The 26,272-nt window shown below is 72.3% G+C and carries 23 protein-coding genes; 11 read left to right on the top strand and 12 right to left on the bottom strand.

Annotation, left to right across the window (positions count from 1 at the left end; translation table 11 throughout):
* Positions 1-182: 182 nt before the first annotated feature.
* Entirely contained in the window at positions 183-1,694 is a 1,512-nt protein-coding gene (gene bagB, locus JXZ78_RS31425; RefSeq protein WP_238783490.1) for an ATPase BagB, read from the bottom strand.
* Positions 1,691-2,686, bottom strand: a complete 996-nt coding sequence (gene bagA / locus JXZ78_RS31420; RefSeq protein WP_030022569.1) for an ATPase BagA — start codon at positions 2,684-2,686, stop codon at positions 1,691-1,693. Before bagA ends, bagB begins: the two co-directional genes overlap by 4 nt.
* Before the next feature lie 151 nt (positions 2,687-2,837).
* On the opposite strand from bagA, the gene sp36 reads away from it, so the two are divergent.
* From sp36 to JXZ78_RS31400, 4 genes are all read left to right on the top strand, one after another.
* Positions 2,838-2,999 (top strand): Sp36 family protein, encoded by a 162-nt coding sequence (gene sp36, locus JXZ78_RS31415; RefSeq protein WP_003981536.1) that lies wholly within the window; start codon positions 2,838-2,840, stop codon positions 2,997-2,999.
* Positions 2,996-3,460 (top strand): RidA family protein, encoded by a 465-nt coding sequence (locus JXZ78_RS31410; protein ID WP_030022568.1) that lies wholly within the window; start codon positions 2,996-2,998, stop codon positions 3,458-3,460. The genes sp36 and JXZ78_RS31410 overlap by 4 nt, the downstream gene beginning before the upstream one ends.
* Positions 3,461-3,673: 213 nt before the next feature.
* Positions 3,674-4,612: an NUDIX hydrolase gene (locus tag JXZ78_RS31405; RefSeq protein WP_050502789.1), complete on the top strand. Its 939-nt coding sequence runs from the start codon at positions 3,674-3,676 to the stop codon at positions 4,610-4,612.
* On the top strand, positions 4,609-5,445 hold the full coding sequence (locus JXZ78_RS31400; protein WP_030022566.1) for an MBL fold metallo-hydrolase: 837 nt from the start codon (positions 4,609-4,611) through the stop codon (positions 5,443-5,445). The genes JXZ78_RS31405 and JXZ78_RS31400 overlap by 4 nt, the downstream gene beginning before the upstream one ends.
* Positions 5,446-5,566: 121 nt before the next feature.
* Here JXZ78_RS31400 and JXZ78_RS31395 read toward each other — a convergent pair whose 3' ends face one another.
* Positions 5,567-6,160: a TetR/AcrR family transcriptional regulator gene (locus JXZ78_RS31395; RefSeq protein WP_030022565.1), complete on the bottom strand. Its 594-nt coding sequence runs from the start codon at positions 6,158-6,160 to the stop codon at positions 5,567-5,569.
* Positions 6,161-6,279: 119 nt separating this feature from the next.
* Between JXZ78_RS31395 and JXZ78_RS31390 the strand changes: the two genes are divergently transcribed.
* A complete protein-coding gene (locus tag JXZ78_RS31390) occupies positions 6,280-7,299 on the top strand; it encodes an agmatine deiminase family protein (RefSeq protein WP_078624504.1) in 1,020 nt (339 codons plus the stop codon).
* An 82-nt stretch (positions 7,300-7,381) separates the two neighbouring features.
* Here the strand turns inward: JXZ78_RS31390 and JXZ78_RS31385 are convergent, their stop codons facing one another.
* Entirely contained in the window at positions 7,382-8,056 is a 675-nt protein-coding gene (locus JXZ78_RS31385; RefSeq protein ID WP_003981529.1) for a Crp/Fnr family transcriptional regulator, read from the bottom strand.
* Positions 8,057-8,283: 227 nt separating this feature from the next.
* Between JXZ78_RS31385 and nth the strand changes: the two genes are divergently transcribed.
* From nth to JXZ78_RS31370, 3 genes are all read left to right on the top strand, one after another.
* Positions 8,284-9,423, top strand: coding sequence for an endonuclease III (gene nth, locus JXZ78_RS31380; RefSeq protein ID WP_372498456.1), 1,140 nt, complete (start codon positions 8,284-8,286; stop codon positions 9,421-9,423).
* A gap of 212 nt (positions 9,424-9,635) precedes the next feature.
* On the top strand, positions 9,636-10,349 hold the full coding sequence (locus JXZ78_RS31375) for an NUDIX hydrolase (RefSeq protein ID WP_030022560.1): 714 nt from the start codon (positions 9,636-9,638) through the stop codon (positions 10,347-10,349).
* A 13-nt stretch (positions 10,350-10,362) separates the two neighbouring features.
* On the top strand, positions 10,363-11,562 hold the full coding sequence (locus JXZ78_RS31370; protein ID WP_030022559.1) for a MarP family serine protease: 1,200 nt from the start codon (positions 10,363-10,365) through the stop codon (positions 11,560-11,562).
* Between the two features lie 70 nt (positions 11,563-11,632).
* Here the strand turns inward: JXZ78_RS31370 and JXZ78_RS31365 are convergent, their stop codons facing one another.
* The 6 genes from JXZ78_RS31365 to JXZ78_RS31340 all read right to left on the bottom strand — a co-directional run bounded on the left by JXZ78_RS31365 (position 11,633) and on the right by JXZ78_RS31340 (position 19,692).
* Positions 11,633-11,830 carry a hypothetical protein gene (locus tag JXZ78_RS31365; protein WP_030022557.1) on the bottom strand — a complete coding sequence of 66 codons (198 nt, stop codon included), beginning with the start codon at positions 11,828-11,830 and terminating at the stop codon, positions 11,633-11,635.
* A 177-nt stretch (positions 11,831-12,007) separates the two neighbouring features.
* The gene (locus JXZ78_RS31360; protein WP_030022555.1) at positions 12,008-12,934 is read right to left on the bottom strand and encodes an alpha/beta fold hydrolase; all 927 of its coding nucleotides are present in this window, start codon (positions 12,932-12,934) and stop codon (positions 12,008-12,010) included.
* A complete protein-coding gene (locus JXZ78_RS31355) occupies positions 12,931-13,389 on the bottom strand; it encodes a phage holin family protein (RefSeq protein ID WP_030022554.1) in 459 nt (152 codons plus the stop codon). Before JXZ78_RS31355 ends, JXZ78_RS31360 begins: the two co-directional genes overlap by 4 nt.
* A 44-nt stretch (positions 13,390-13,433) precedes the next feature.
* Positions 13,434-14,828 (bottom strand): Na+/H+ antiporter NhaA, encoded by a 1,395-nt coding sequence (gene nhaA, locus JXZ78_RS31350; RefSeq protein ID WP_030022552.1) that lies wholly within the window; start codon positions 14,826-14,828, stop codon positions 13,434-13,436.
* A gap of 304 nt (positions 14,829-15,132) precedes the next feature.
* Complete coding sequence (acs, locus tag JXZ78_RS31345; protein WP_030022550.1) at positions 15,133-17,097, bottom strand: acetate--CoA ligase; 1,965 nt, start codon at positions 17,095-17,097, stop codon at positions 15,133-15,135.
* A 201-nt stretch (positions 17,098-17,298) separates the two neighbouring features.
* Complete coding sequence (locus JXZ78_RS31340) at positions 17,299-19,692, bottom strand: SulP family inorganic anion transporter (protein WP_078624503.1); 2,394 nt, start codon at positions 19,690-19,692, stop codon at positions 17,299-17,301.
* 329 nt (positions 19,693-20,021) lie between these two features.
* Between JXZ78_RS31340 and JXZ78_RS31335 the strand changes: the two genes are divergently transcribed.
* Positions 20,022-21,311, top strand: a complete 1,290-nt coding sequence (locus tag JXZ78_RS31335) for a polysaccharide deacetylase family protein (protein ID WP_106968865.1) — start codon at positions 20,022-20,024, stop codon at positions 21,309-21,311.
* A gap of 60 nt (positions 21,312-21,371) precedes the next feature.
* On the opposite strand, the gene JXZ78_RS31330 is transcribed toward JXZ78_RS31335, so the two are convergent.
* Entirely contained in the window at positions 21,372-22,358 is a 987-nt protein-coding gene (locus tag JXZ78_RS31330) for an ATP-binding protein (RefSeq protein WP_030022545.1), read from the bottom strand.
* Between the two features lie 110 nt (positions 22,359-22,468).
* On the opposite strand from JXZ78_RS31330, the gene JXZ78_RS31325 reads away from it, so the two are divergent.
* Positions 22,469-23,290, top strand: coding sequence for a Fic family protein (locus JXZ78_RS31325; RefSeq protein ID WP_238783489.1), 822 nt, complete (start codon positions 22,469-22,471; stop codon positions 23,288-23,290).
* A gap of 365 nt (positions 23,291-23,655) precedes the next feature.
* On the opposite strand, the gene JXZ78_RS31320 is transcribed toward JXZ78_RS31325, so the two are convergent.
* On the bottom strand, positions 23,656-24,528 hold the full coding sequence (locus JXZ78_RS31320; protein ID WP_030022543.1) for an HAD family hydrolase: 873 nt from the start codon (positions 24,526-24,528) through the stop codon (positions 23,656-23,658).
* Between the two features lie 438 nt (positions 24,529-24,966).
* Between JXZ78_RS31320 and ssd the strand changes: the two genes are divergently transcribed.
* Entirely contained in the window at positions 24,967-26,211 is a 1,245-nt protein-coding gene (gene ssd, locus JXZ78_RS31315; protein WP_078624502.1) for a septum site-determining protein Ssd, read from the top strand.
* Positions 26,212-26,272 lie beyond the last annotated feature (61 nt).

The following is a 26,272-nucleotide window of genomic DNA, read 5'->3' as shown; positions in this document are numbered from 1 at the left end:
GGCGGTGGCAGGGCCGGGCTGCGGCCGGGTCTTGCCCGGTCGGCTCTTGGCCAGCCCACTGATCGGTTCTCCGACCAGCCCTCTGGCCAACCCTCTGACCAGTCATCTGATGAGTTTTCAGGCCAGTACTCCGGCCCTTTCGTTGACCGGTTCTCCGGCCGGTTCCTGGACCGGTTCTCCGGTCAGCCCTCGGTCTGCCGGGTGTCGTCGGCCGTCCGTTCCCGGGAGGCGAGGCGGTCGCCGATCGCGCGCAGCCCCGCCAGGTCGTGGACGTCGCCGGGCAGCGCGGCGATCTCCGCGACCGGGACTTCGGGATGCAGCGCGGTGAAGCGGTCGCGCGTTCGCCGTTCGCGTGCGAGTACGTGCATCCGCTCGGCGTGCAACCGCAGCAGGCCGGCAGCGAGCCGTGCTGCCGATGGGGTGTCGTCCGTCGTCCGTGGGTCCGCCGCGGCGGGGGAGTGGCCGTCGGCGGTACGAGAATCAGCCTTCCCGCCCGCTAGATCCACAATGCCGTCGCCACCAAGATTTTCGGACCGGTCGCCGGCCGGCTCCTCGGCGGCGGCCCGGTCCCGGTCCACCAGGGCCTCGGCGGCGGCCAGCGCCCGTTCCGCGCCGAGCTGGGCGGCGCCGCTGCCGTGCACCCGGTTCAGGACCAGCCCGGCCAGCGGCATCTGCTCGGCGGCCAGCCGTTCGACGAAGTACGCGGCCTCGCGCAGCGCGTCCCGCTCCGGAGCCGCCACGACGAGGAACGCGGTGCCGGGTGCCTGGAGCAGCCGGTAGGTCGCGTCCGCGCGCGTACGGAAGCCGCCGAACATGGTGTCCATCGCGGCGGCGAACGTCTGCACGTCCCGCAGCAGTTGACCGCCCATGATCTTGCTGAGGGTGCCGGTCATCATCGACATACCGACATTGAGGAACTTCATGCCGGCCCGCCCGCCGGCCTTCGCGGGCGCCATCAGCACCCGGATGAACTTGCCGTCCAGGAACGACCCGAGCCGCTTGGGCGCGTCCAGGAAGTCGAGCGCGGACCGGCTGGGCGGGGTGTCGACGATGATCAGGTCCCAGGCGTCACGGGAGCGCAGCTGGCCCAGCTTCTCCATGGCCATGTACTCCTGCGTGCCCGCGAAACCGGCCGACAGGGACTGGTAGAAGGGGTTGTCCAGGATGGCGCGGGCCCGTTCGGCGTCCGCGTGCGCCTCGACGATCTCGTCGAAGGTGCGCTTCATGTCCAGCATCATGGCGTGCAGCTCGCCGCCCGTGCTCTCGTCGATGCCCTTGACCCGGCGCGGCACGTTGTCCAGTTCCGAGATGCCCATCGACTGCGCCAGCCGGCGGGCCGGGTCGATGGTCAGCACGACGGCCTTGCGGCCGCGCTCGGCGGCGCGTACGCCGAGGGCCGCGGCGGTCGTGGTCTTGCCGACGCCGCCGGAACCGCAGCACACGACGATGCGGGTGCGCGGGTCGTCGAGCAGCGGGTCGACTTCCAGGTGGGCGGCGGGGGAGTGCAGCGCGCCGCGCCCGGAGGGGGACGGTGCGGTGTGCCGGGACGACGCGGCACCGGCGCCCGGGGGGCTGACGTCCGTAACGGCGGCATCCGCAGCGCCGGCATCCGTCGTCGCGGCGTCCGGGGTGGCGGCGTCCGGAGTGCCGTCGTCCGTGGCGCGGTCGTCCGGGAGGCTTGCGTCCGCGGTCATATCGGCCCCTGTTTCCGCAGGTCTCGCGCGAGCCGGTACAGCCCGGCGAGGTCCACTCCCTCGGGGAGCAGCTCCAACTCGTAGGTCGGCAGGTCGAGACCGGCCAGCTCGGCGTGCTCGGCCCGCTCCAGGTCGACGCGCTGCGCGTGCTCGCGGGCCTCTTCCAGGAGGGGGTCGATGAGCCCGTCGGCCCACTTCACACCGGCCGCGCCGCGGCGGCCGCCGCGCAGGCCCGCCTCGGCCAGCGCCTCGGCGATGCCCCTGCGTGCCCCGTTGGCGGCGATGTCGACCTCGCCGGTGTCCAGCACCTCGGGCCGGGTCATGTTGATCACGACGCCGCCCACGGGCAGTCCGGCGGCGCGCAGCTCGGCGATGCCGTCCACGGTCTCCTGGACGGGCATCTCCTCCAGCAGGGTCACCAGATGGACCGCCGTCTCGGGCGACTTCAGGACCCGCATCACGGCCTGCGCCTGGTTGTGGATCGGCCCTATCTTGGCCAGGCCCGCGACCTCGTCGTTGACGTTCAGGAAGCGGGTGATGCGGCCGGTGGGCGGGGCGTCCATCACGACGGCGTCGTAGACGAACCGTCCGCGCTTGTCCTTGCGGCGCACCGCCTCGCACGCCTTGCCGGTCAGCAGGACGTCCCGCAGGCCGGGGGCGATGGTCGTGGCGAAGTCGATCGCGCCGAGTTTCTTCAGCGCGCGGCCCGCGCCGCCGAGTTTGTAGAACATCTGGAGGTAGTCCAGGAGCGCCCGCTCGGCGTCGATGGCGAGGGCGTACACACCTCCTCCGTCGGGCCCGGGGGCCACCGCGATCTTGCGCTCCTCGTACGGGAGCGCCTCGGTCTCGAACACCTGGGCAATGCCCTGCCGGCCCTCGACCTCGACCAGGAGGGTACGGCGACCCTCGGTGGCCAGGGCGAGGGCGAGGGCAGCGGCGACCGTGGTCTTGCCGGTACCGCCCTTGCCGCTGACGACATGGAGCCTGCTCACGCCAAGGAGCCTAACCAGTCCGGTGGCGGGCTACGCACGGGACCGGCGTCGGGTTGTGCGCCGGGGGCGTGCGAGGGGCGCGGACCGGCCGCGCGCCCGGGCGGCGCCGCCGCGTCCGCGCGCCGTCGGTACAGGCATTACGCTCGGCCCCATGACCAAGTGGGAATACGTGACCGTGCCGCTGCTCGTGCACGCGACCAAGCAGATTCTGGACACCTGGGGCGAGGACGGCTGGGAGCTGGTCCAGGTCGTGCCGGGGCCGAACAACCCCGAGCAGCTGGTGGCCTACCTGAAGCGGGAGAAGCAGGCATGAGCGCGGTGGAGGACAGGCTCGCCGAGCTGGGCCTGAAGCTGCCGCAGGTCGTGCCGCCGCTGGCGGCGTACCAGCCCGCGGTGCGCTCGGGCGCGTACGTCCACACCTCGGGCCAGCTGCCGATGGTGGACGGCGCGCTGCCGGCCACCGGCAAGGTGGGCGCCGAGGTCAGCCCGGAGCAGGCCAAGGAGCTGGCCGCGACCTGCGCGCTGAACGCGCTGGCCGCGGTGAAGTCCGTGATCGGCGACCTCGACAAGATCGTGCGGGTCGTGAAGGTCGTCGGCTTCGTCGCCTCGGATCCCGGCTTCACCGGCCAGCCCGGAGTCATCAACGGCGCCAGCGAGCTGCTGGGCGAGGTGCTGGGCGACAAGGGCGTGCACGCCCGTTCCGCGGTCGGCGTGGCCGTACTGCCGATCGACGCGCCGGTCGAGGTCGAGATGCAGGTCGAGGTCGCGGACTGACGTCGGGCGACCGCGTACGACCGGATGTGACCGGATACGACGGGGCGGGGCCGGGGAACCGGACCCGCCCCGTTTCCGTACCCGCGACCCCGTACCCGGCACCCTGCACCGACGCTCGGCGCCCCGCGCCCGTACCCCACGACCCACCCCCGCGCGCAGCCCCCGAAGAAGCGCCCCCTCGAACATCCGCGCGCCAGCGCATAGCATCCGGCCATGTCGTCGACCCCCAATGGCCAGTGGTATCCGCCGGAATGGCCGGCCCGCATCCGGGCCCTCGCGCACGGCGAGCTGACCCCGGCGGCGCCCCGCCGGGCCGCGACCGTTCTGCTGCTGCGGGACACCGGCGCGGGCGGTCCCGCCGTCCACATGCTGCGCAGACGTACCTCCATGGCCTTCGCCGGAGGCGCGTACGCCTACCCGGGCGGGGCCGTCGACCCGCGCGACGAGCGGCCGGTGGCCTGGGCCGGGCCCCCGCTCGCCGAGTGGGCCGGGCGGCTCGGCTTCGGGGCGGGCGAGGAGGCCGCGGCGCAGGCCGTGGTCTGCGCGGCCGTCCGGGAGACCTTCGAGGAGGCGGGTGTGCTGCTCGCCGGCACCTCCGCCGGGACCGTGGTCGCCGACACCACCGGGGACGACTGGGACGCGGATCGCGCGGCGCTGGTCGCCCACGAACTGTCCTTCGCGGACTTCCTGGACCGCCGCGGCCTGGTCCTGCGCAGCGACCTCCTGGGGGCGTGGGCCCGCTGGATCACCCCGGAGTTCGAGCCCCGCCGCTACGACACCTGGTTCTTCGTGGCGGCGCTGCCCGAGGGCCAGCGCACCCGGAACGTCTCCACGGAGGCCGACCGTACGGTGTGGATCCGCCCCGCCGAGGCCGCCGCCGGCTACGACCGCGGCGAGCTGCTGATGATGCCGCCGACGATCTCGACGCTGCGCGGCCTGACGGCGTACGGGACGGCCGCCGAGGCCCTCGCGGCGGCCGGCGGCCGGGACCTGACGCCGGTCCTCGCACGGGCGGAGCTGAAGGACGGTGAGATCGTCCTGAGCTGGCCGGGGCACGAGGAGTTCACCAAGCACCTCACCCCGGTCGCGCCGCCCGCGACCGGGAGCCCGGCCACCGCACCGCCCACCACCACGGGAGAGTCCACCGCATGACGTACGCAGCCGCCCTGCCCGGCCGGCCCCGCGGAGGGGACATCGCCGGACCCGCCACCGACCGCACCCGGTGCGTGCTCGCCCCGAACCCGTCCCCGATGACCCTGGACGGCACCAACACCTGGATCGTCGCCGAGCCGGACGCCGACGTGGCGGTCGTCATCGACCCGGGTCCGCTGGACGAGGCCCACCTCAAGGCGGTCGTGGAAGCCGCCGAGCAGGCCGGGAAGCGGGTCGCCCTGACGCTGCTGACGCACGGTCACCCGGACCACGCCGAGGGCGCGGAGCGCTTCGCCGAGCTGACCGGCTCCCCGGTACGGGCCCTGGACCCGGCGCTGCGCCTGGGGGACGAGGGGCTGGCCGCCGGGGACGTGATCACCACCGGCGGCCTGGAGCTGCGGGCCGTACCGACCCCCGGGCACACCGCCGACTCACTCTCCTTCCACCTCCCGGCCGACGCCGCCGTGCTGACCGGCGACACGATCCTGGGGCGCGGGACCACCGTCGTCGCGCATCCGGACGGCCGCCTGGGCGACTACCTGGACTCGCTGCGGCGGCTGCGGTCCCTGACCGTCGACGACGGCGTCACGACCGTCCTCCCCGGCCACGGGCCCGTACTGAGCGATGCCCAGGGCGCGGTCGAGTTCTACCTGGCACACCGGGCCAACCGGCTGGCCCAGGTCGAGACGGCGGTCGAGGCGGGGTACCGCACGCCCTCGGAGGTCGTCGCGAGCGTGTACGCGGACGTGGACCGCATGCTGTGGCCCGCGGCCGAGCTGTCCGTACGGGCGCAGCTGGACTATCTCGGGGAGCACGGGCTGATCGAGGGCTGATCGTGGGGCCGGTCCGAGGGCTGATCGTGGGGCCGGTCCAAGGGCTGGCCCAGGGGTGGCCAAGGGGTGGACCCGGGGCCGGCCCAAGGGCCGAACATAGGCCCGAGGGCGCTGCCCGCCCTCAGTCCTCGTCCGCCGCCGGGCCCAGTTCGCGTGCGATGCCGCCACGCAGCAGCTCGCGGGCGCGCTCCAGGGGGACCGAGCCGCTGAGCCAGCGGGTGCTGAGCCCTTCCACGAGCGCGGTCAGCCGCTCGGCGACGTCGGCCACCGGGGCGTTCCGGTCGGCCGTACCGGCGGCCTGTGCCTCCCGTACGAGGTCGGCCACATCGTCAGTCCACTGCCGGGTCGCCTCGCGCAGCTGCTCCCGCAGCCCGGCGTCGAAGACGGCGCTGGACTGGAACTCGCCCCAGGCGGTGCTGTTCTCCACCAGCTCCGGGGTGTCCTGGAGCTCGCGCAGCAGCATCTCCTCCAACTGCGCGCGCGGGCCTGCCGTACGGACGGTCTCCGGGTCCGGCGCCGTGCAGCGTTCGGCGCGTTCGCCGATGAAGTCCAGGGTGCGGCGGAGCAGCTCGGCCCGGCCGCCGAAGTGGTAGTAGATCAGCCCGGTGGAGACACCGGCCGCGGCCGCGATCTCCTCCACCCGCAGGCCGCGTACGCCGCTCCGCGCGATGGTGCGGGTCGCGGCTTCCAGGATCTGCAGTCGGCGCTCGGACACAGTCGCCCACCGTACTCGGTACCCGGTCGCGGCCGGGCCCTCCCGGTGCTACCTTCGGGACCTACCTGACTGAATTTTCAGTCAGATACGGGAGGAGTGGTCGGGAGGAGTGGTCGAGCATGCGCATGCCTGCCGAAGGGGAGCCGCACGACGGCATGTACCTCGCGTGGCCGCCCTCGGACTCCCTCTGGGGCGACCAGGCGCCCGCCGTGCAGCGCGACATCGCGCGACTGGCCCGCACCCTCGCCGAGTACGAGCCGGTCGCCCTGCTGGCCGGCCCGGAGGAGGAGGCACGGGCCCGGAGGGCGTGCGGTACGTCGGTCGAGATCGTGCCGGTGCCGGTCGACGACCTGTGGATACGGGACACCGGGCCGGTCTTCGTGATCCGGCCGGACGCCCCGGAGGGCACCGCGGCCCGTAGGGGCGTCGACTTCCACTTCAACGGATGGGGCGGCAAGCAGCGCCACCCGAACGACGGGCTCGTCGCCCAAAACCTGCTGCGCCACGAGGGCATCGCCCGAGTCGACGCCGCCCTCACGGCCGAGGGCGGCTCCTTCGAGGTGGACGGCGATGGCACGCTGCTCGCCGCCGAGAGCTCCCTGGTCAACCCCAATCGCAACCCCGGCAGCTCACGGGCGGAGATCGAGCGCGAGCTGAAACGCGTGCTGGGCGTCTCCCGGGTGATCTGGGTGGACGGCGTACGGGGCGAAGACATCACCGACTGTCACATCGACGGCCTCGCGCGCTTCGCGGCACCCGGTGTCGTCCTGCTGAACCGACCTTGGCACGGGGACGGCCCGGACGTCTGGACCCAGGCGTACGAGCAGGCCCGCGGTGTCCTGGCGGAGGCCCGCGACGCCCGGGGCAGGCGCCTGGAGACCGTCGAGATCGCGGAGCCCGACCCGTACGCGATCGGGGAGCGCGGGCCGGAGTTCCTCACCTCGTACCTGAACCACTGCGTGGCGAACGGCGTGGTGGTCCTGCCGCGGTTCGGCGACCGCCGGGCCGACGACCGGGCCGCCGGGGTGCTGCGCGACCTGCACCCGGGCCGCGACATCCGGCAGGTCACGATCGACGCGGTCGGCGAGGGCGGGGGCGGCATCCACTGCGCCACGCAGCAGCTGCCGCGGGTGCCGTAGGGCCTGTCCGGCCGGTTTCACGCGAAAAGGTCCCGCTCCCCCGGGGAGCGGGACCTTTTCGATGCCGTCAGGGCGGCGGGCGTCAGCGCGAACGCTTCGCCAGGCGCTCCACGTCCAGCAGGATCACGGCGCGCGCCTCCAGGCGCAGCCAGCCGCGGCCCGCGAAGTCCGCGAGGGCCTTGTTGACCGTCTCGCGCGAGGCGCCGACCAGCTGGGCCAGCTCCTCCTGCGTGAGGTCGTGCACGACGTGGATGCCCTCCTCGGACTGCACGCCGAAGCGGCGCGACAGGTCCAGGAGCGCCCGGGCGACACGGCCCGGAACGTCGGAGAAGACCAGGTCGGACATCTGGTCGTTGGTCTTGCGCAGGCGGCGCGCGACGGCGCGCAGCAGCGCCGTGGCGACCTCGGGGCGGGCGTTGAGCCAGGGCTGCAGGTCGCCGTGGCCCAGGCCCAGCAGCTTGACCTCGGTCAGTGCGGTGGCGGTGGCGGTACGCGGGCCCGGGTCGAACAGGGAGAGCTCACCGATCAGCTCACCGGGGCCGAGGACGGCGAGCATGTTCTCCCGCCCGTCCGGGGAGGTGCGGTGCAGCTTCACCTTGCCCTCGGTGACCACGTACAGGCGGTCGCCCGGGTCCCCTTCGTGGAACAGGGCGTCGCCGCGGGCGAGCGTGACCTCTCCCATCGAGGCGCGCAGCTCGGCCGCCTGCTCATCGTCGAGCGCCGCGAAGAGCGGTGCGCGCCGCAGAACGTCGTCCACGAGATCTCTCCTTGTCGACATGCTCAAAGGGACCTTGGTCCCCATCATGCCGGAATGCAAAACAGTGCGATCAATCACAAGGATGCCGGACCCGTGGCGCAAGCCATACGGCAGGGGGCCGATTGGACCCACGGGTACTGGTGATCGGACCGGATGTCAGTGGGTGGCCTTAGTCTGGCCGAGTGTCCAATACGCCGGTGAGAGCACAGGACAAGGGGGCTGAGCGAGTGAGCGCGGGCCGTGATTCCGCTGTGGGCGAACAGGCGCCTGCCGAAGCCGCGAAAGCGGTGAAATCCGGGGAAAAGGTACGCAAGGCGGCGACACGGAAGAAGTCCGCCGCCACGGCCGCAACCGGGACCTCTGCCGCGAAGAAGACCACTGCGGCGAAGACCACCGCGAAGACCACTGCGAAGACCGCCGCGAAGAGGTCCGTCGCGGCGAAGAAGACCGCGGCCGAGAAGACCGCGGCCAAGAAGACCGCCGCCGCGAAGGCCCCCGCCAAGACGGCCGCCGCGAAGAAGACGACCGCCGCCAAGAAGGCGCCCTCCAAGGCTCCCGCCAAGGCCGCTCCCGTCAAAGCCGCCCCCGCCCCCGCCTTCAAGGACGAGTCCCGCACCGCCATGGTGCGCCGTGCCCGCCGGATGAACCGCGAGCTGGCCGAGGTGTATCCGTACGCCCACCCCGAGCTGGATTTCCGTAACTCCTTCGAGCTGCTCTGCGCCACGGTGCTGTCCGCGCAGACCACCGACCTGCGGGTCAACCAGACCACCCCGGCCCTGTTCGCCGCCTACCCCACCCCGGAGGACATGGCGGCCGCCGACCCGGAGCGGCTGGAGGAGCTGATCCGGCCCACCGGCTTCTTCCGTGCCAAGGCGAAGTCCCTGCTGGGCCTCTCGACGGCGCTACGGGACCGTTTCGACGGTGAGGTGCCCGGCCGTCTGGAGGACCTGGTGACGCTGCCGGGCGTCGGCCGCAAGACCGCCAACGTCGTGCTGGGCAACGCCTTCGGCGTGCCGGGCATCACGGTCGACACCCACTTCGGCCGGCTGGTCCGGCGCTTCCGCTGGACCGAGCAGCAGGATCCGGAGAAGGTCGAGGCGGAGATCGCCGAGATCTTCCCCAAGAGCGAGTGGACGATGCTCTCGCACCGCGTCGTCTTCCACGGCCGCCGTGTCTGCCACTCCCGCAAGCCCGCCTGCGGCGCCTGCCCCATCGCGCACGACTGCCCGTCGTACGGCGAGGGCGAGCTGGACCCGGAGAAGGCGAAGAAGCTGCTCAAGTACGAGATGGGCGGTCAGCCGGGCCAGCGGCTGCGGCCCCCGGCCGACTACCCGGGACAGCCCGCGCCGCCGCTGGCGGGCCGTTGAGCGCCGCCCGCGCCCGGTCCCGGCCCCCTCGCGCCCGGCGCCGGCCTTCCGGCCCCCGCTCGGCCCGTGCGGTCCGTGCCGCCCCGCGCGGGACGGAAGCGTCACATCCCGAAGGGGAACCGGACCGGCCGCTGCCGCACTCACCCCCAAGAGAACCGGCCACGGCCGCATGACCATCGATCCCACCGATCCAAGGGCCTGAGGGGGCGCGTATGACGAGCGCACGGGAGCAGTACGGGAAGACAGCGGCGTACGGGACGTACGGGGCGGACGTCAGCTCCGACGGCCTGCCGGAGTGGCTGGCGCCGGTCTCGCGTGCCGCCGCCACGATCGAACCCCACCAGCTCAGCAGATTCCTGCCGCCCAAGAGCGGCGGCCGGCAGTCCGCCGTCCTGGTCCTCTTCGGGCACGGCGACCGCGGCCCCGAGCTGCTGCTCATGGAGCGCGCGGGCACCCTGCGCTCGCACGCCGGCCAGCCCTCGTTCCCCGGCGGCGCCCTCGACCCGGAGGACGGCGATCCGGAGGGGGAGGGTCCGGTGCGCGCCGCGCTGCGCGAGGCGTGGGAGGAGACCGGACTGGACCCGTCCGGTGTCCAGGTCTTCGGCGTGCTGCCGCGGCTGTACATCCCCGTGAGCGGCTTCGTCGTCACGCCCGTCCTGGGCTGGTGGCGCGAGCCGAGCCCGGTGGGGCCGGTGGACGAGGCGGAGACCGCCCGGGTCTTCACGGTTCCCGTGGCGGATCTCACGGACCCCGCGCACCGGGTGACGGCCCGCCACCCCAGCGGCCACGTGGGCCCTGCCTTCCTCGTCGAGGACGCGCTGGTCTGGGGTTTCACGGCCGGGGTGATCGACCGGATTCTGCACTACGCGGGGTGGGAGCGGCCGTGGGACCGTACGAAGCAGGTCCCGCTCGACCGGCGCGCGTGAGACGGTGGCGGGCGTGAACGTGCTGGACATCGTGTTGCTGCTCGCGGCCGTGTGGTTCGCCGTCGTCGGCTACCGCCAAGGCTTCGTCGTCGGCATCCTGTCCGTGACCGGCTTCCTCGGGGGCGGCCTGGTCGCGGTCTACGTGCTGCCCGTGATCTGGAACCGGGTCACCGACGACGCCTCACCGGGCACCTTCGCGGTGATCGCGGCGGTGGCCGTCGTGGTGGTGTGCGCCTCGATCGGGCAGGCCGTCACCACCCACCTGGGCAACAAACTCCGCAGGTACATCACCTGGTCACCGGCGCGCGCCCTGGACGCCACCGGTGGCGCGCTGGTCAACGTCCTGGCGATGCTGCTGGTCGCCTGGCTCCTCGGTTCCATGCTGGCCCGGACCTCGATACCGACGGTCGGCAAGGAGGTCCGCAGCTCCAAGGTGCTGCTCGGCGTCACCCAGGTGATGCCCGAAGGGGCGAACAACTGGTTCGAGGACTTCCAGTCGGTCCTCAAACAGAACGGCTTCCCGCAGGTCTTCACACCGTTTTCGAACGAGCCGATCCGCGCGGTGCCGGCCCCGGACCCCAAGCTGGCCAGCAGCCCGGTGGCGGCCCAGGCGCGCAGGAGCATCGTCAAGGTCGTCGGTACGGCCCCCAGCTGCGGCAAGGTCCTCGAAGGCAGCGGCTTCGTCTTCGCGCCGCACCGGGTCATGACCAACGCGCACGTGGTGGGCGGCGTCAAGGAGCCGACCGTCCAGATAGGCGGCGAGGGCCGTACGTACGACGCGAAGGTCGTCCTGTACGACTGGGAGCGCGACATCGCGGTGCTCGACGTGCCGTCGCTGCCCGCGCCCGCGCTGCGCTTCGCCGCGGACGACGCGAGCACCGGCAAGGGCGCCATCGTCGCCGGCTTCCCGGAGAACGGCGGCTACGACGTCCGCGCGGCCCGTATCCGCAGCCGCATCCAGGCCAACGGCCCGGACATCTACCACCGCGGCACGGTCGGCCGTGACGTGTACTCGCTGTACGCCACGGTCCGGCAGGGCAACTCCGGCGGCCCGCTGCTCACACCGAACGGCGAGGTGTACGGAGTGGTGTTCGCCAAGTCCCTGGACGACGCCCACACCGGCTACGCGCTGACCGCCGACGAGATCCGCGAGGACATCACCAAGGGGCGTACCGCCGAGCGGGCGGTCGACAGCCAGGGATGCGCGATGTGACGGGACGCCGAGCCGGTCCGGCCCGGGCGGGGAGGCGGACACCGCCCCCGGCCCGGGGCTCCGGCGGGGGTCAGGTCCGTGGATGCTTGAGCCGCGCGGTCATCCAGCGCGCCCGGCGGCGCAGGATGCGCGGAATGCCCAGCGGGTGGTCGAAGCCGGGGGACTCACCGGACACAAGGTCCGAGGTTCCCCTCTCCTGAGTGCCCACGGCAGCGGCGTTGCTGCGGCGGTTGCGTGCCACGTCACGGTAGTCGTGCGTCCAGCCCATACCCACGACTCTGCCCGGGCCCCGGGCTCCGTAACCGCCCGGCGCCCCGTCAATTGGCCTATGCGGGCGGCAATTGGCTGTTCGTCATACGCGCGTTCGGATCGATGCGGCGTGTCGCCCCACGGGACCCGCGCGCCGCACCCGTAACCGGCTCCCGGCTGCCCGTGGCGGCCGGTCCTACCGGTCCGGCTCCGGGTCCTTCAGCCAGTTGATCAGCTCGGTGGAGAACGCCACCGGGTCCTCCTCGTGCGGGAAGTGCCCGAGCCCGTCGAAGAGCCGCCAGCGGTACGGGGCCTCGACGTACTCGCCGGACCCGGCCGCGCTGCGGGTGCGCATCACGGGGTCGAGCGAGCCGTGCAGATGCAGCGTCGGCACCCGTACGGGCCACTTCATGCGGCGGTTGAACTGGATGCCGTCCGGCCGGGCCATCGACCGGACCATCCAGCGGTACGGCTCGATCGCGCAGTGCGCCGTCGAGGGGATGCTCATCGCCCGCCGGTAGACCTCGACGTCCTCGTCCTCGGGCAGCCGCGGCCCGGACCAGTCCCGGATCAGGCGGCCCACCAGGGCGGCGTCGTCGGCCATCAGCTTGCGTTCGGGCAGCCACGGCCGCTGGAAGTTCCATACGTAGGAGCTCTGCCGGCTCTGCTTGAAGTCGGCCAGCATGGCCGCGCGCCAGCGCCGCGGGTGCGGCATCGAGGACACCGCCAGCCGCCGTACCAGCTTCGGCCGCATCACGGCCGCGGTCCACGCCAGGTAGCCGCCGAGGTCGTGTCCGACGATCGCGGCGTCCGGCTCGCCGAGGGACCGTACGACCCCGGTGATGTCCAGGGCCAGGTTGGCCGGATCGTAGCCGCGGGGCGTGCGGTCGCTGCCGCCCACGCCCCGCAGGTCCATCGCCACCGCACGGAAACCCGCTCCGGCGAGCGCCGGGAGCTGGTGGCGCCAGGTCCACCAGAACTGCGGGAAGCCGTGCAGCAACAGCACCAGCGGGCCGTCACCCATCTCGGTGATGTGGAAACGCGCACCGTTGGCCGCCACGTCCCGGTGGGTCCAGGGCCCCTCGGGACGGACGACCGAGTCGGAACTGTCGGTAGCCGTCATACGGAGGAGCGTGTCACAGACTCCAGGACCGGGTGGTCCTCGGGCACCGCGCGCGGATGCGGCTTGACGTTCCCCAGTACGGCCGCCGTCTCCTTGGCCGAACTGATGGTCTTCTCCGGCTTCTTGATCTTCTTGAGCTTGCTGATCGCCATCAGGACCAGCAGCAGGGCGACGATCAGGAAGGCGCCGCCCACGATCAGGAAGGACCAGGCGAGGCCGAGGCCGAGGTTGTGGATGCCGTACGCCGCGGCGAAGCTCAGGACCGGCAGCGCGAACAGCGCCAGCGCGCCGGCCACCAGGAACGCGGCGCTGCCGATGCCGGCCCGCTTGGCGTCCTGTCGCAGCTCGGCCTTGGCCAGTGCGATTTCGTCGTGCACCAGTGCGGACATCTCGGCGGTGGCCGTGGCCACCAGCTGCCCGAGGCTGCGGTCCGCGCCGTCGTCGGCTGTGCTCATCGACGTCTCCCTCTTGTCTTCTCCCGGATGCAAAGCCTCTCAGATCATGCCGGACCATCGTCCCCGGCGTTCGCGCCGGAGGCCACTTCGGCAAGGCGGCGGTGTTCCGCGGCCTTGGCTTCGAGGAGTTTCGCCATCCGCAGGTGGTACTCCGGGTTGCCCTGTTCGTACACGTCCGGGACGCCGTCCTGGTCCTCGTCGCGGTCCTCGTCCTCGCACAGCTTCTTGTACTTGCCGTTACGTATCTTCAGCAGGATTCCGGACAGCACCGCGGCGATCAGCGAGCCCGTCAGCACGGCGGCCTTGATCTCGTCGGTCAGCAGCGGGTCGTCGGTGAAGGCCAGCTCGCCGATGAGCAGCGAGACCGTGAAGCCGATGCCGGCCAGCGAGGCGACGGCGAAGAGGTCCGGCCATTTCAGGTCGGGGTTCAGCTCCGCCTTGGTGAAGCGGGCCGCGCACCACGTGCCGCCGAAGATGCCGAGGGCCTTGCCGACGACCAGGCCGAGCACGACGCCGAGCGTCTCCGGCTTGGTGAACACGTCGTGCAGCGCGCTGCCGGAGATCGACACGCCCGCCGAGAAGAGGGCGAAGAGCGGCACCGCGAGCCCGGCCGAGGCGGGCCGCACCAGGTGCTCGATGTGCTCGCCGGGGGACTGCTCCTCACCGTCGCGGCGGTGGCAGCGCAGCATCAGGCCCATGGCGACGCCCGCGATGGTGGCGTGGATGCCGCTGTTGTACATCAGGCCCCAGATGACCAGGGCGAGCGGCACGTAGATGTACCAGCCGCGTACGCCCTTGCGCAGCAGCAGATAGAAGACGGCGAGGCCGGCGACGGCGAAGCCGAGGGCCAGGAAGTTGAGCTGCGAGGTGAAGAAGACCGCGATGATCAGGATCGCGAAGAGGTCGTCGACGACGGCGAGGGTGAGCAGGAAGGCGCGCAGCGCGGACGGCAGGGACGTGCCGATGACGGCGAGCACGGCCAGCGCGAAGGCGATGTCGGTGGCGGTCGGCACCGCCCAGCCGTCCATCGAGCCGCCGCCGGCGGTGTTGACCACGAAGTAGACGAGGGCGGGCATCGCCATGCCGCACAGCGCGGCGACCACCGGGAGCGCGGCCTTCTTGGGTTCGCGCAGGTCACCCGCGACCAACTCGCGCTTGAGCTCGATACCGGCGACGAAGAAGAAGACGGCGAGCAGGCCGTCGGCGGCCCAGTGCTGGACGGAGAGGTCCAGCCCGATGGAGCCGATGCCGAGGTGGAAACCCCGTACCGACTCGTAGCTGTCTCCGAAAATGTTGGCCCAGAGGAGGGCCACGACGGCGGCGACGAGCAGCAGGACGCCGCCCACGGTCTCGGCGCGCAGGGCTTCCGCGATGAAGTTCCGCTCGGGCAGGGACATCCGCCCGAGGAATATGGATCGGCGGTTGTGGGGCGCGCTCACGCGAAGACCTCCGGTGTTTCGGCAGCTGGATACGGCTGTTGCAGTTGCCGACCAGACTTCCCGGCGCACCTTTGGTATTTGTCGCGTTCTTGACGCGATCCCTACTGTACCCGGGCTGCGAGGGGAACATTCCGGCGATCTTCACCTTACGGGCAAATCGTGCGATCGGCCGCCCGGCGAGGGGTACGGGGCGCCCGGAACAGGCGAAAGGCACCCGGCCGGCCTGCAGACGGGTGCCCCTCGGAGTGGCGGTCACGCATCGGCACACGCGTTCGAACGCGTGCTGCCGGGTGCGGCCGCCCGGTCAGTCCTCGCTCGCCGCGCCGGGCAGCTTCGCCTGGATCAGGTCCATCACGCCGGAGTCCGTGAGCGTCGAGACGTCGCCCAGGTCGCGGTTCTCGGCGACATCGCGCAGCAGCCGGCGCATGATCTTGCCGGAGCGGGTCTTCGGCAGCTCCGCCACCGGCAGGACGCGCTTGGGCTTGGCGATCGGGCCCAGCTGCTTGCCGACGTGTGCCCGCAGCTCCTCCACCAGCCCCTCGTCCTCCGCCGCGGTGCCGCGCAGGATGACGAAGGCGCAGATCGACTGGGTGGTCTGCGGGTCGGTCGCGCCGACGACGGCGGCCTCGGCGACCTTCGGGTGCGAGACCAGCGCGGACTCGACCTCGGTGGTGGAGATGTTGTGGCCGGACACCAGCATCACGTCGTCCACCCGGCCGAGCAGCCAGATGTCGCCGTCCTCGTCCTTCTTCGCGCCGTCACCGGCGAAGTACTTGCCCTCGAACCGCGACCAGTAGGTGTCCAGGTAACGCTGGTCGTCACCCCAGATCGTCCGGAGCATGGACGGCCACGGCTCGGTCAGCACCAGGTAGCCGCCGCCCCCGTCCGGCACCTCGCGGGCCTCGTCGTCCACGACGGTGGCCGCGATGCCGGGCAGCGGGCGCTGCGCCGAACCGGGCTTGGTCTCCGTGACACCGGGCAGCGGGCTGAGCATCATGCCGCCGGTCTCCGTCTGCCACCAGGTGTCGACGATGGGGGCCTGGTCGGCGCCGATGTGCTTGCGGTACCACATCCACGCCTCCGGGTTGATGGGCTCGCCCACCGAACCGAGGACCCGCAGCGAGGACAGGTCGTACTTCGCGGGGATGTCGTCGCCCCACTTCATGCAGGCGCGGATCGCGGTGGGGGCCGTGTAGAGGATCGTGACGCCGTACTTCTGCACGATCTCCCACCAGCGGCCCTGGTGCGGGGAGTCGGGCGTGCCCTCGTAGAGCACCTCGGTCGCGCCGTTGGCCAGCGGTCCGTAGGTGATGTAGGAGTGGCCGGTCACCCAGCCGACGTCGGCGGTGCACCAGTAGACGTCGGTCTCCGGCTTGAGGTCGAAGACGGCGTGGTGGGTGTACGCCACCTGGGTGAGGTAGCCGCCGGTGGTGTGCAGGATGCCCTTGGGCTTACCGGTGGTGCCGGAGGTGTAGAGGATGAACAGCGGGTGCTCGGCGTCGAACGCCTCCGGGGTGTGGGTCCCGCTCTGCCGCCCGACGATGTCGTGCCACCACACGTCGCGGCCCTCGGTCCAGGCCACGTCCGGCTGGCCGGTGCGGCGAACCACCAGCACGCTGCGCACGTTCTCCGTGCCGGGCCTGGTCAGCGCCTCGTCGACGGCGGGCTTGAGGGCGGACGGCTTGCCGCGGCGGTAGCCGCCGTCGGCGGTGATCACCACGCGGGCGTCGGCGTCGTTGATACGGGTCGCCAGCGCGTCGGCGGAGAAGCCGCCGAAGACGACCGAGTGCGGCGCGCCCAGGCGGGCGCAGGCCAGCATGGCGATGACGGCCTCGGGGATCATCGGCAGATAGATCGCGACCCGGTCGCCGGCCGTGACACCCAGCTCGGTCAGCGCGTTGGCGGCCTGGGAGACCTCGCGCTGCAGCTGCGCGTAGGTGATCGAGCGGGTGTCGCCGGGCTCGCCCTCGAAGTGGAGGGCGACGCGGTCGCCGAGGCCGTTCTCGACATGCCGGTCCACGCAGTTGTACGCGACGTTGAGCTTGCCGTCGGCGAACCACTTGGCGAACGGGGGGTTGGACCAGTCGAGGGTCTCGGTGGGCTCGGTCGCCCAGGTCAGGCGCTTGGCCTGGGTGGCCCAGAAGCCCAGCCGGTCCGCCGCGGCCCGTTCGTACGCCTCGGCGGTGACGTTGGCGTTCGCGGCCAGTTCGGCGGGCGGCGCGAACCGCCGCTCCTCCTTGAGAAGGTTGGCCAGGCTTTCGTTGCTCACGTCATCTCCCATTCAGGGCGTGCGATGTCTCTCCCGGCCCTAGCTCATCAGCCCACCACCCGCCCTGACAAGGGTTGCCGTCAAAAATTGGTGTAGACCTTTATTGATGCGCAGGTCAAGTGCTGTTTACGGGTGGGTTTACGGGGACTTGACGAGGGTGAGGAAGAGGCTCCCGGCTGACGGGACGACCACCGCCGCCGGCTACGGCGTGACCGCCGCCTCCGGCCGTACCGCGCGGAACCGGCCCGTCGTGCGGTCGAGGACGTACGCCTGGGCCTCGGCCAGGTGGAAATACATGCCGTGCAGGGTGAGCACGCCCTCGGCGACGCGGTGCGCGACGCACGGGTACGACATCAGGTGGTCGAGCTGCTGGACGACGTTGACCAGCGCGAGCCGTTCCACGTCGTCGGCCACCGGGCGGTCGGCGAGCGCGACTTCGCCCCGGCCCAGCCGGCCGATCCGCTGCATCCGCGCCAGGCTCGGGCGGCCGTGCCGCAGCCAGCGCGCGAGCGGGGTCCGCGCGCCCGGCTCGTGGTCCGCGCCGAGCAGCGCCTGCATCGCGCCGCACCCCGAATGCCCGCAGACGGTCAGCGAACCGACCTTCAGCACCTCGACCGCGTACTCGATGGCCGCGCCCACGGAGTCGCAGGCGGCGTCCGTACCGGGCGGCGGCATCAGATTGCCGACATTGCGGACGGTGAACAGGTCGCCCGGACCGCTGGACGTGATCATGCTGGTGACCAGCCGGGAGTCGGCACACGTCAGGAAGAGCTGAGTGGGCCGCTGCCCTTCGTGCGCCAGCCGGGCCAGCTCGTCCCGGACCAGCGGGGCCGTGTGGCGCTGGAACGCGCTGACCCCGCCGAGCAGTTGATCGCCGCTGGACCGCGGAGCGGCCGCGGCCTCCTCGGGCGGGCGGGTGCAGTGGTGATTGCGCCACGGGGTCCACGGGCGGCACTGGTGGGCGCTCGCGGGCTCCGCGATCGGGCCCCCGGCGCGGCCGCCCAGGGTCACCCAGCCGCCGCCCGCGCGATGCCGGCCGGACCAGGTCCGCAGGGCCTCGTACGCGGCGTGGTCCATGAACGAGCCTCCCAGCTCGACGACGGTGTCCGCGCCGGCGGGCACCTGGGCGAGCGCCCGGGTCAGCCTCGGTACCGCGAGAAAGGTCAACTGCCCGTTGACGCGCACCCGGTGGCGCCCGTCCTCGGCGCTGACCGTGACCCGGGTGTGGGTCAGCCGCCGCAGCGACAGGAAGACCGTGACCCCGATGCCCAGGGCCACCCCCTGGAGGACGCCGAACAGCACCACACCGCCCAGGGTGACCGCGTAGACCGGGAACTCCCGGTGCCGCTGCACATGTCTGATGTGCGCGAAGCTCACCATCCGTACGCCCATGACCATCACCAGCGCGGCGAGGGCGGCCAGCGGGATCAGCTCCAGCGCCGAGGCGAGCAGACCGGCGCACAGCACGACCCAGGCGCCGTGCAGCACGGTCGCGCGCCGGCTGACGGCGCCCGCCCGCACGCTCGCCGAGCCGCGCATCGCGCCCCCGGCCACCGGGAGCCCGCCCAGCAGCCCGGACACCACGTTGGCGACGCCCTGGCCCGTCAGTTCGCGGTTCAGGTCCGTACCGGACGTGGGGACGCCGCGGTCGGCGGCGAGGCGGTCCACCGCTACCGCCGACAGCAGGGACTCCATGCTGGCGACGAGGGTGACGGTCAGGACGGCGGCGGCGATCCCCAGGACCGGCCCGTCCGGGAGGGCGGGCAGGGCCTGGAGCGACCACTCGGGCAGGGCGACGCGCGGCACCGGCACGGCCGCGCTCACGGTCGTGGCGGCGGCCACGGCGGCCAGCGGGGCGGGGACCGTCCGCAGCGCCCGTCCGGCCCGCCCGGGCAGCCGCTGCCACCCGGCGAGCACCGCGACCGTGACGGCGCCGACGAGCAGGGCGGGGGCGTGCGGGTGCGCCAACTGGCCGGGCAGCGCCGCGACGTTGTCGACCGCCGAGCTGTCGGGGCTGCCGCCGAGCACCACGTGCAGCTGCCCGACGGCGATGGTGACGCCGATGCCCGCGAGCATGGCGTGCACGATCGCGGGGCTGATCGCGAGCGCGCCCCGGGCCACCCGTACGGCGCCGAGTACGAGTTGAGCCAGCCCGGCGAGGGCCGTGACGGCGCAGGTGGCCCGCCAGCCGTACCGCTGCACCAGTTCGGCCGTGACCACGAGCAGGCTCGTCGCCGCGCCGCTGACCTGGAGGGGAGCGCCGCCGAGCAGCCCGGCCACGATGCCGCCGACGGCCGCGGCGACCAGGCCTGCCTGGAGGGGCGCCCCGGTGGCAAGGGCGAGGCCCAGCGAGAGCGGTACGGCGATCAGGAAGACGACGACCGAGGCGGACAGGTCGCCGCGCCAGGACGCGGCCCGGTCGGCGGGGTGCTGGGGGCGCGGGGGCGGCGGGGACTGTGGGGCCTGCGAGGGCTGTGGGGCCTGTGGGGCCTGTGAAGGCCGGGGGGACCGCGAGGTCCGCGGGGGCCGCGTACGGCGTGTGCTCGGTGCACCGGTCGGCTCCGGCGGTCCCGGCGGCTTCTGAAGCTGCGACATTCCCGTCTCCTCCGGGGCGGCGCGGTCGCGCGGGGGCGCGATCGTGGGCGGCGGTGTACTGCGGCGGGACGCGAGCCGGCCGGCTGGTGTCACGGTTCGTGACGGCCCGGTGACTCTCAAGCATCGGTAAATGAAGCGTAATGACACGTAAAGGCACAGAGAAGTCTTTTCAGGCATTCGGGCCTGTCGTTCCGTCTTTCGAGTGAATGCAGCGTCGAGTCGCTTGTCCCTTACGGCCCATTCCATGGCTTATGCGGGCTGAGAAACGGTTAATCAGTTTTTTTGATGATTCCGTTTCGCAGTTCACAGCTCAGGGAGTGAGGTGGCTGATGGCAGCCGCATCAAGGGTCACGGCCGGACTGGTCACGACGATGGCGCTGGCGGCAGTCGCCGGCTGTGCCGGGGGGAACGGGGGCGGGCCGAGCGGCGCCCAGGGCGGCCAGGCCGCGCCGCAGCGCACCGCACAGCAGGTCAAGCTCATCGGCGACGGCTCGACCGCGTACACCGGGGCGCAGCCCATGCAGCCGAAGGCCGAGCGTCTGAGACCCGGTGAGCGGCCGCCGCAGTTCGTGGTCTTCTCCTGGGACGGCGCCGGCGAGGACAGCCAGAAGCTGTTCTCGCACTTCCGCGCGGTCGGCAAGAAGTACGACGCGCGGATGACGTACTTCCTCAGCGGTGTCTACCTGCTCCCGGGCAACAGGAAGGACGCCTACCACCCGCCCAAGCACACCCCCGGCGCCTCCGACATCGGCTTCAACGACGTCAAGGGCGTCCGGGCCACCGTGGAACAGATCCGCGGCGCCTGGATGGACGGCAACGAGATCGGTACGCACTTCAACGGCCACTTCTGCGGCGCCAACGGCGGTGTCGGCACCTGGTCGCCGGAGGAGTGGCAGAGCGAGATCCGGCAGGCCGAGGCGTTCGTCAAGTCCTGGAAGACGCACACCGGACTCAAGACCGAGAAGCCGCTGCCGTTCGACTACAGCAAGGAACTCGTCGGCGGCCGCGCCCCCTGCCTCGAAGGGCAGCGCAACCTCATCCCCGCCGCCAAGGCGATGGGCTTCCGCTACGACTCCAGCTCCGTCGGCGGCCGGCAGCTGTGGCCGCAGCAGATCGACGGCATCTGGGACTTCCCGCTCCAGCAGATCCCCGTCCCCGGCCGGGCCTTCGAGACGCTCTCGATGGACTACAACTTCCTCGCCAACCAGTCCGGTACGACCAGGGGCGACCCGGCGATGCACGCCACCTGGGGCAAGCAGATGCGGGACGGCCTGCTCGCCGCGTTCGAGCGGGCCGAGAAGGGCAACCGGGCACCGCTCGTCGTCGGCAACCACTTCGAGTCCTGGAACGGCGGCACGTACATGCGCGCCGTCGAGGATGCGATCAAGAACATCTGCCCCCGTCAGGGCGTGCGCTGCGTGACCTTCAAGCAACTGGCCGACTGGCTGGACGCGCAGGACCCGAAGGTGCTGGAGAAGCTGCGCGCGCTGCCGGTGGGCGGTGCGCCGAAGGGCGGGTGGGGGAGCTACCTGGTGTCCCCGTCCGCGAAGCCCGGCGCGCCGGGCAGGCCCGCCGGTTCGGCCGGCCCGGCCGAACCGGCGCGGCGGGACGCGGAGTAGCGGGGAGGCAGGGCCAAGGGCTCCGAGGCCGCCTGGCACCGTGCCGCTTCCGGGCCGGTGTCAGGCGGGCTGCGGGGCCCCCGCGGACTCGGCGAGGACGAAGGCGGGGTCGACTTGGGCCGCCAGGTCGGCGCCCGTCTTCGCGTTCGCCCAGCTCTCCGCGTTCTTCAGGTGGAAGTGCACCATCTGGCGGGTGTAGCGCTCCCAGTCGCGCTGCTCGTACATTTCGTCAGCGGCGGCGTGCAGCTCCTTCAGGGCCTGCCGGTGGTCGGCCTCCAGCAGGTCGAAGCGGCGCGGCCGGCCCTTCTCCATGGCCCGCACCCACGCCGAGTCCCCCACCGTCAGCAGCAGGTCCTCGCCCACCTCGTCGGCCAGAAAGGCGGCGTCGTCCGGGCCCTGGACCTTGTTGCCGACGACCTTGAGGGCGACGCCGTAGTCGCGCGCGTAGTCCTTGTACTGGCGGTAGACCGCGACGCCCTTGCGGGTGGGCTCGGCGACCAGGAAGGTCAGGTCGAAGCGGGTGAACATCCCGGAGGCGAAGGAGTCGGAGCCGGCCGTCATGTCGACGACGACGTACTCCTCGCGGCCGTCCACGAGGTGGTTCAGGCACAGTTCGACCGCGCCGGTCTTGGAGTGGTAGCAGGCCACCCCCAGGTCGGACTCGGCGAAGGGACCGGTCGTCAGCAGGCGCACCGGTTCGCCCTCCAGGAGGACGGGCCGGGCGCACGCCGCGTAGACCGGGTTGTCCTCGACGACCCGCAGCAGCCGGGAGCCCTCACCGGGCGGCGTCGTCTTGATCATGGTCTCGGCGGAGGCGATACGCGGGTTGGTGCCGCGCAGGTAGTCCTTGACCAGCGGCAGCCGGGCGCCGAGCGCCGGCAGTGCGGCGGCCTCCGCCTCGTCCATGCCGAGGGCGGTGGCCAGATGCTGATTGATGTCGGCGTCCACCGCGATCACGGGGACGCGGGCGGCGGCGAGGTGGCGGATGAACAGGGAGGACAGCGTGGTCTTCCCACTGCCGCCCTTGCCCACGAACGCGATCTTCATGGTCACGAAGCGTAAGCGCCGAGTTGCCCCGGGTGAGAGGTTCGGGTGAAGAAGACCACTCCTTCGAGCGGTTCGGTCTTGCGGCTTCCGGGGTGCGTAGGGTCGTACCCATGAGTACGACAGCCGATCCGCTCGCGACCCTGGCCTCGCTCCCGGGGGTCACCGACTCCGTGGACTCCGTGCGCACGAGCGTGGACCGGGTCTACGGGCACCGGATCATGCGGCGGCGCAGCAACGAGATCACCTCCGAGGCGGCGCTGCGCGGAGCGCGGGCCTCCGCCGCGCTGGCCGGGGCCGACTGGGCGCTGGAGGAGGTGCGGCGGCGTTCCGACTTCGGTGTCGAGGGGGAACCGCGGACGGTCGGCGCGGCACTGCGGCTCACCGCCGAGGCCAGGCAACTGCTCAGCGTGTGGCGGCAGTCGCCCCTGCGGGTGCTGGCGCGGCTGCACCTGGTGGCGGCGAGCGGCGACGCCGACCAGGACGCGGTGGGGCGGCCCCGGCTGGCGGGTGAGCCGGTCGACGAGCCGCTGGTGGAACTGGCGCTGCCGGACGCCGACGAGGTCGCCGGGCGCCTGGACGGGTTGGCGCGGCTGCTGCTGGCGGGCAGCGAGGCGCCGGCCCTGGTGGTGGCGGCCGTGGTGCACGGCGAACTGCTGGCGCTGCGGCCCTTCGGCTCGTACAACGGGCTGGTCGCCCGGGCCGCCGAGCGCATTGTGCTGGTCGGCAGCGGGCTGGACCCGAAGTCGGTCTGCCCGGCGGAGGTCGGTCACGCGGAACAGGACCGGGCCGCCTACGTGGCGGCGCTGGAAGGCTATGCGTCCGGCACCCCGGAGGGCGTGGCGGCGTGGATCGCGCACTGCGGCCGGGCGGTGGAGCTGGGGGCGCGGGAGAGCACGGCGGTGTGCGAGGCGATGCAGCGCGGGGCGGCGTGATTCCTGCGTGACCGGGGTCGGGGCGGCGGCGTGACGGGCCGCCGGGGAGGCCGTCGCGGCCCGGGCAAAGGGTTGCGGCGGTACCCAGTCGTTCCGGTACCGCCGCTGGCACGTCCACCGGGTTACCAAGCGCGCTCCGGATGTTGCCGATCAGGTCGGAGACTTGGTCCGTCACCTGGTACGGCTGGCCCGTAATCGACGGGTCGGCGTCGCGTGGGTGCCCGGTTTCCGTGCTTCGGTCCGTGGGGCCTTGCTGCGTAGAAGGTCTTCCTCTCGGATGTCCTCGGTCTCGCGGGCCGTTACGTCCTTTGTACTCCTGCCGCGGGGGAAGCGGAACCCCTCGCCACAGTTCTTTACTTTTCCCTTCAAACTCGGGTGATACGGGCAAAAACCGGGCGCCGCCGGCTCGCGTACCAGACGAGGCCCGCGGTCGCGGCGGCCGCGCCCACGGCGGCCACCGTGGCGAGCACCGGACGCGACGGCATTCCCAGGGAGGGCAGCCGCTGCTTCAGCTGGACCGGCCGGGTGAACGACAGGACCGGCCAGCCCCGGCTCGCGGCCTCGCGGCGCAGCGCGCGGTCCGGATTGACGGCGTACGGATGGCCGACCGCCTCCAGCATCGGCACGTCGGTCGCCGAATCGCTGTACGCGTAGCAGCGCGCCAGGTCGTAGCCCTCGGACGCGGCGAGGTCCCGGACCGCCTGCGCCTTGGTCGGGCCGTAGGCGTAGTACTCCACCTCGCCCGTGAAGCGGCCGTCCGCGCCGACGACCATCCGGGTGGCCACCACGCGGTCGGCGCCGAGCAGCTTGCCGATGGGCTCGACCACCTCGGCGCCCGAGGTGGAGACGATCACGACGTCGCGGCCCGCGGTGTGGTGCTCCTCGATGAGCGAGGCGGCCTCGTCGTAGATGAGCGGGTCGATCAGTTCGTGGAGGGTCTCCGCGATGATCTCCCGGACCTGGGCCACGTCCCAGCCCCGGCAGAGAGCCGACAGGTAGGCGCGCATCCGCTCCATCTGGTCGTGGTCGGCGCCGCCCGCGAGGAAGACGAACTGGGCGTAGGCGGTACGCAGTACGGCCCGGCGATTGATCAGGCCGCCTTGGTAGAACGACTTGCTGAAGGTCAGCGTGCTCGACTTAGCAATGACTGTCTTGTCCAGGTCGAAGAACGCGGCTGTGCGGGGTGTCGAGTGAGGCACGGAGTGGTTTTCCACGGGGCGAGCATAGGCGCCCACCATTCGGCGTAAGGTGTGGCGCGTGGGTTTGCCTGAGAAGGCTCTCGGGTACACCATGGAAGTCACGGATCGTTCGCGACCGTGCTAACCCGGTCCGACTCCTCCCCCCCCGAGTCGGCCGTGGGGACGACCCCCGCTCTCCCCCCCGGCGGGGGTCGTCGCATGTCCGGACGCGTTTTTGCCCGTCCGAGGCGGATCGGCCGCTTCCTCTTCACCGCTCGGCCCCGGGCCCGCCGCTGCCCACCCTCCGCCACTCTGAGTAGTCGTGACGCTGCTCTAAGGGAGCCTTCAAGGTCGCCGGTATAGGTGACTGGGATATTCACAGCCATTGAGTTGTCCACAGTTTTGGACCAAGATCCACGGGATTTTCCGGATCGCCGCACGATGAAAACTCCGCGAGTTCGCGGATGTGTGAGTTGTGTAGCGATAGGGGAACGGAACGTGGCCGGACGTATGACTCCCGATCAACCGCCCGGGCCCGCCGAAGGGCGCGGCGGACCGCTGGTCGTCACCGAGGACGAGGAACTTCTCGACGACGTCCTGAGACTCTGCGCGGCAGCCGGCGCGACACCGGAAGTGGCCCATGGCGTCGCCCGCGGCCGGAGCCCGGGCTGGGCCTCGGCGCCCCTGGTGATCGTCGGCGCCGACTGCGCGCCCCGGCTGTGCGGGGCGGGCCGCCGGGACGGGGTGGTGCTCGTCGCCCGGGGCGCGGACGACCGGCAGCTGTGGCGGCTGGCCGTCGCCCTCGGGGCCGAACGGGTGCTGGTGCTCCCTGGTGGCGAGAGCTGGCTCGTGGACCGGGTCGCCGACGCGGTGGAGGGCGTCGGGCCGGCGGCCGTGACGGTCGGGGTGATCGGCGGCAGCGGCGGCGCCGGCGCGAGCACCCTCGCCTGCGCCCTGGCCCTGGCAGCGGCCCGCGCGGGCCGCCGGACCGTCCTGGTCGACGCGGACCCGCTGGGCGGCGGACTCGATGTGCTGCTGGGCGGCGAAAAGGAAGAAGGGCTGCGCTGGCCCGCCTTCGCCGAGTCGCGCGGACGGGTGGGCGGCGGCGCCCTGGAGGAAGCGCTGCCGAGGCTGCACTCCTTACGGGTGCTGAGCTGGGACCGCGGCGACACGGTGGCGATCCCGCCGCAGGCGATGCGCGCGGTCATGGCGGCGGCCCGCCGGCGGGGCGGCGCCGTGGTGGTGGACCTGCCGCGCCGGCTGGACGAAGCGGCCGTGGAAGCGCTCGCCCAGGTCGACGTCGGCCTGCTGGTCGTCCCCACCGGGCTTCGGGCCCTGGCGGCGGCCCGGCGCGTGGCGGCCCTGGTCCGTACGGTCCTGCCGGACGTGCGGGTGGTCACGCGCGCCGGCCCAGGCCCGGACACCGGCCGCGCCGCGGAGCTGGCGCCCGAGGAGGCCGCCCGGCTGCTCGGACTTCCCCTGGCCGGAGAGCTGGGCTGGGAGACCGGCCTTCCGGGGGAACTGGCCCGGGGCGCGCCGCCCGGAGCAAACGCCCGCGGACCGCTGCGGCACTTTGGCACGGCGTTCTGGGGGCGGGTGTTGCCGGGGAGCGTGGGGGCGGAGGACGCGGGGTCGGGTGGCGCGGGACCGGGGGCTGCGGGGTCGAGGGGCGGCGGGCCTGAGGCCGGTGGGCGGCGTGTGCGGTCTGGTGAGGGCGGAAGGGGTGGTTCGAGTGAGGGTTGAGATCCCCCAGGGGGAAGAGCCGCAGGTGGCCGGGGCGCAGTCGTCCGGATCGCAGTCGTCC

It is taken from the genome of Streptomyces monomycini, assembly GCF_022271435.1.
GTDB lineage: Bacteria > Actinomycetota > Actinomycetes > Streptomycetales > Streptomycetaceae > Streptomyces > Streptomyces monomycini.
Note: the sequence above shows the minus strand (reverse complement) of the source record. Positions and strands in the feature narration are given on the sequence as shown.

Coding starts and splice junctions, on each gene's coding strand:
- bagB (WP_238783490.1), bottom strand. CDS start 1,694: ATGACCGCGGACGCAAGCCTCCCGGACGACCGCGCCACGGACGACGGC.
- sp36 (WP_003981536.1), top strand. CDS start 2,838: ATGACCAAGTGGGAATACGTGACCGTGCCGCTGCTCGTGCACGCGACC.
- JXZ78_RS31410 (WP_030022568.1), top strand. CDS start 2,996: ATGAGCGCGGTGGAGGACAGGCTCGCCGAGCTGGGCCTGAAGCTGCCG.
- JXZ78_RS31405 (WP_050502789.1), top strand. CDS start 3,674: ATGTCGTCGACCCCCAATGGCCAGTGGTATCCGCCGGAATGGCCGGCC.
- JXZ78_RS31400 (WP_030022566.1), top strand. CDS start 4,609: ATGACGTACGCAGCCGCCCTGCCCGGCCGGCCCCGCGGAGGGGACATC.
- JXZ78_RS31390 (WP_078624504.1), top strand. CDS start 6,280: ATGCGCATGCCTGCCGAAGGGGAGCCGCACGACGGCATGTACCTCGCG.
- JXZ78_RS31375 (WP_030022560.1), top strand. CDS start 9,636: ATGACGAGCGCACGGGAGCAGTACGGGAAGACAGCGGCGTACGGGACG.
- JXZ78_RS31365 (WP_030022557.1), bottom strand. CDS start 11,830: ATGGGCTGGACGCACGACTACCGTGACGTGGCACGCAACCGCCGCAGC.
- JXZ78_RS31360 (WP_030022555.1), bottom strand. CDS start 12,934: ATGACGGCTACCGACAGTTCCGACTCGGTCGTCCGTCCCGAGGGGCCC.
- JXZ78_RS31355 (WP_030022554.1), bottom strand. CDS start 13,389: ATGAGCACAGCCGACGACGGCGCGGACCGCAGCCTCGGGCAGCTGGTG.
- JXZ78_RS31340 (WP_078624503.1), bottom strand. CDS start 19,692: ATGTCGCAGCTTCAGAAGCCGCCGGGACCGCCGGAGCCGACCGGTGCA.
- JXZ78_RS31335 (WP_106968865.1), top strand. CDS start 20,022: ATGGCAGCCGCATCAAGGGTCACGGCCGGACTGGTCACGACGATGGCG.
- JXZ78_RS31330 (WP_030022545.1), bottom strand. CDS start 22,358: ATGAAGATCGCGTTCGTGGGCAAGGGCGGCAGTGGGAAGACCACGCTG.
- JXZ78_RS31325 (WP_238783489.1), top strand. CDS start 22,469: ATGAGTACGACAGCCGATCCGCTCGCGACCCTGGCCTCGCTCCCGGGG.
- JXZ78_RS31320 (WP_030022543.1), bottom strand. CDS start 24,528: ATGGTGGGCGCCTATGCTCGCCCCGTGGAAAACCACTCCGTGCCTCAC.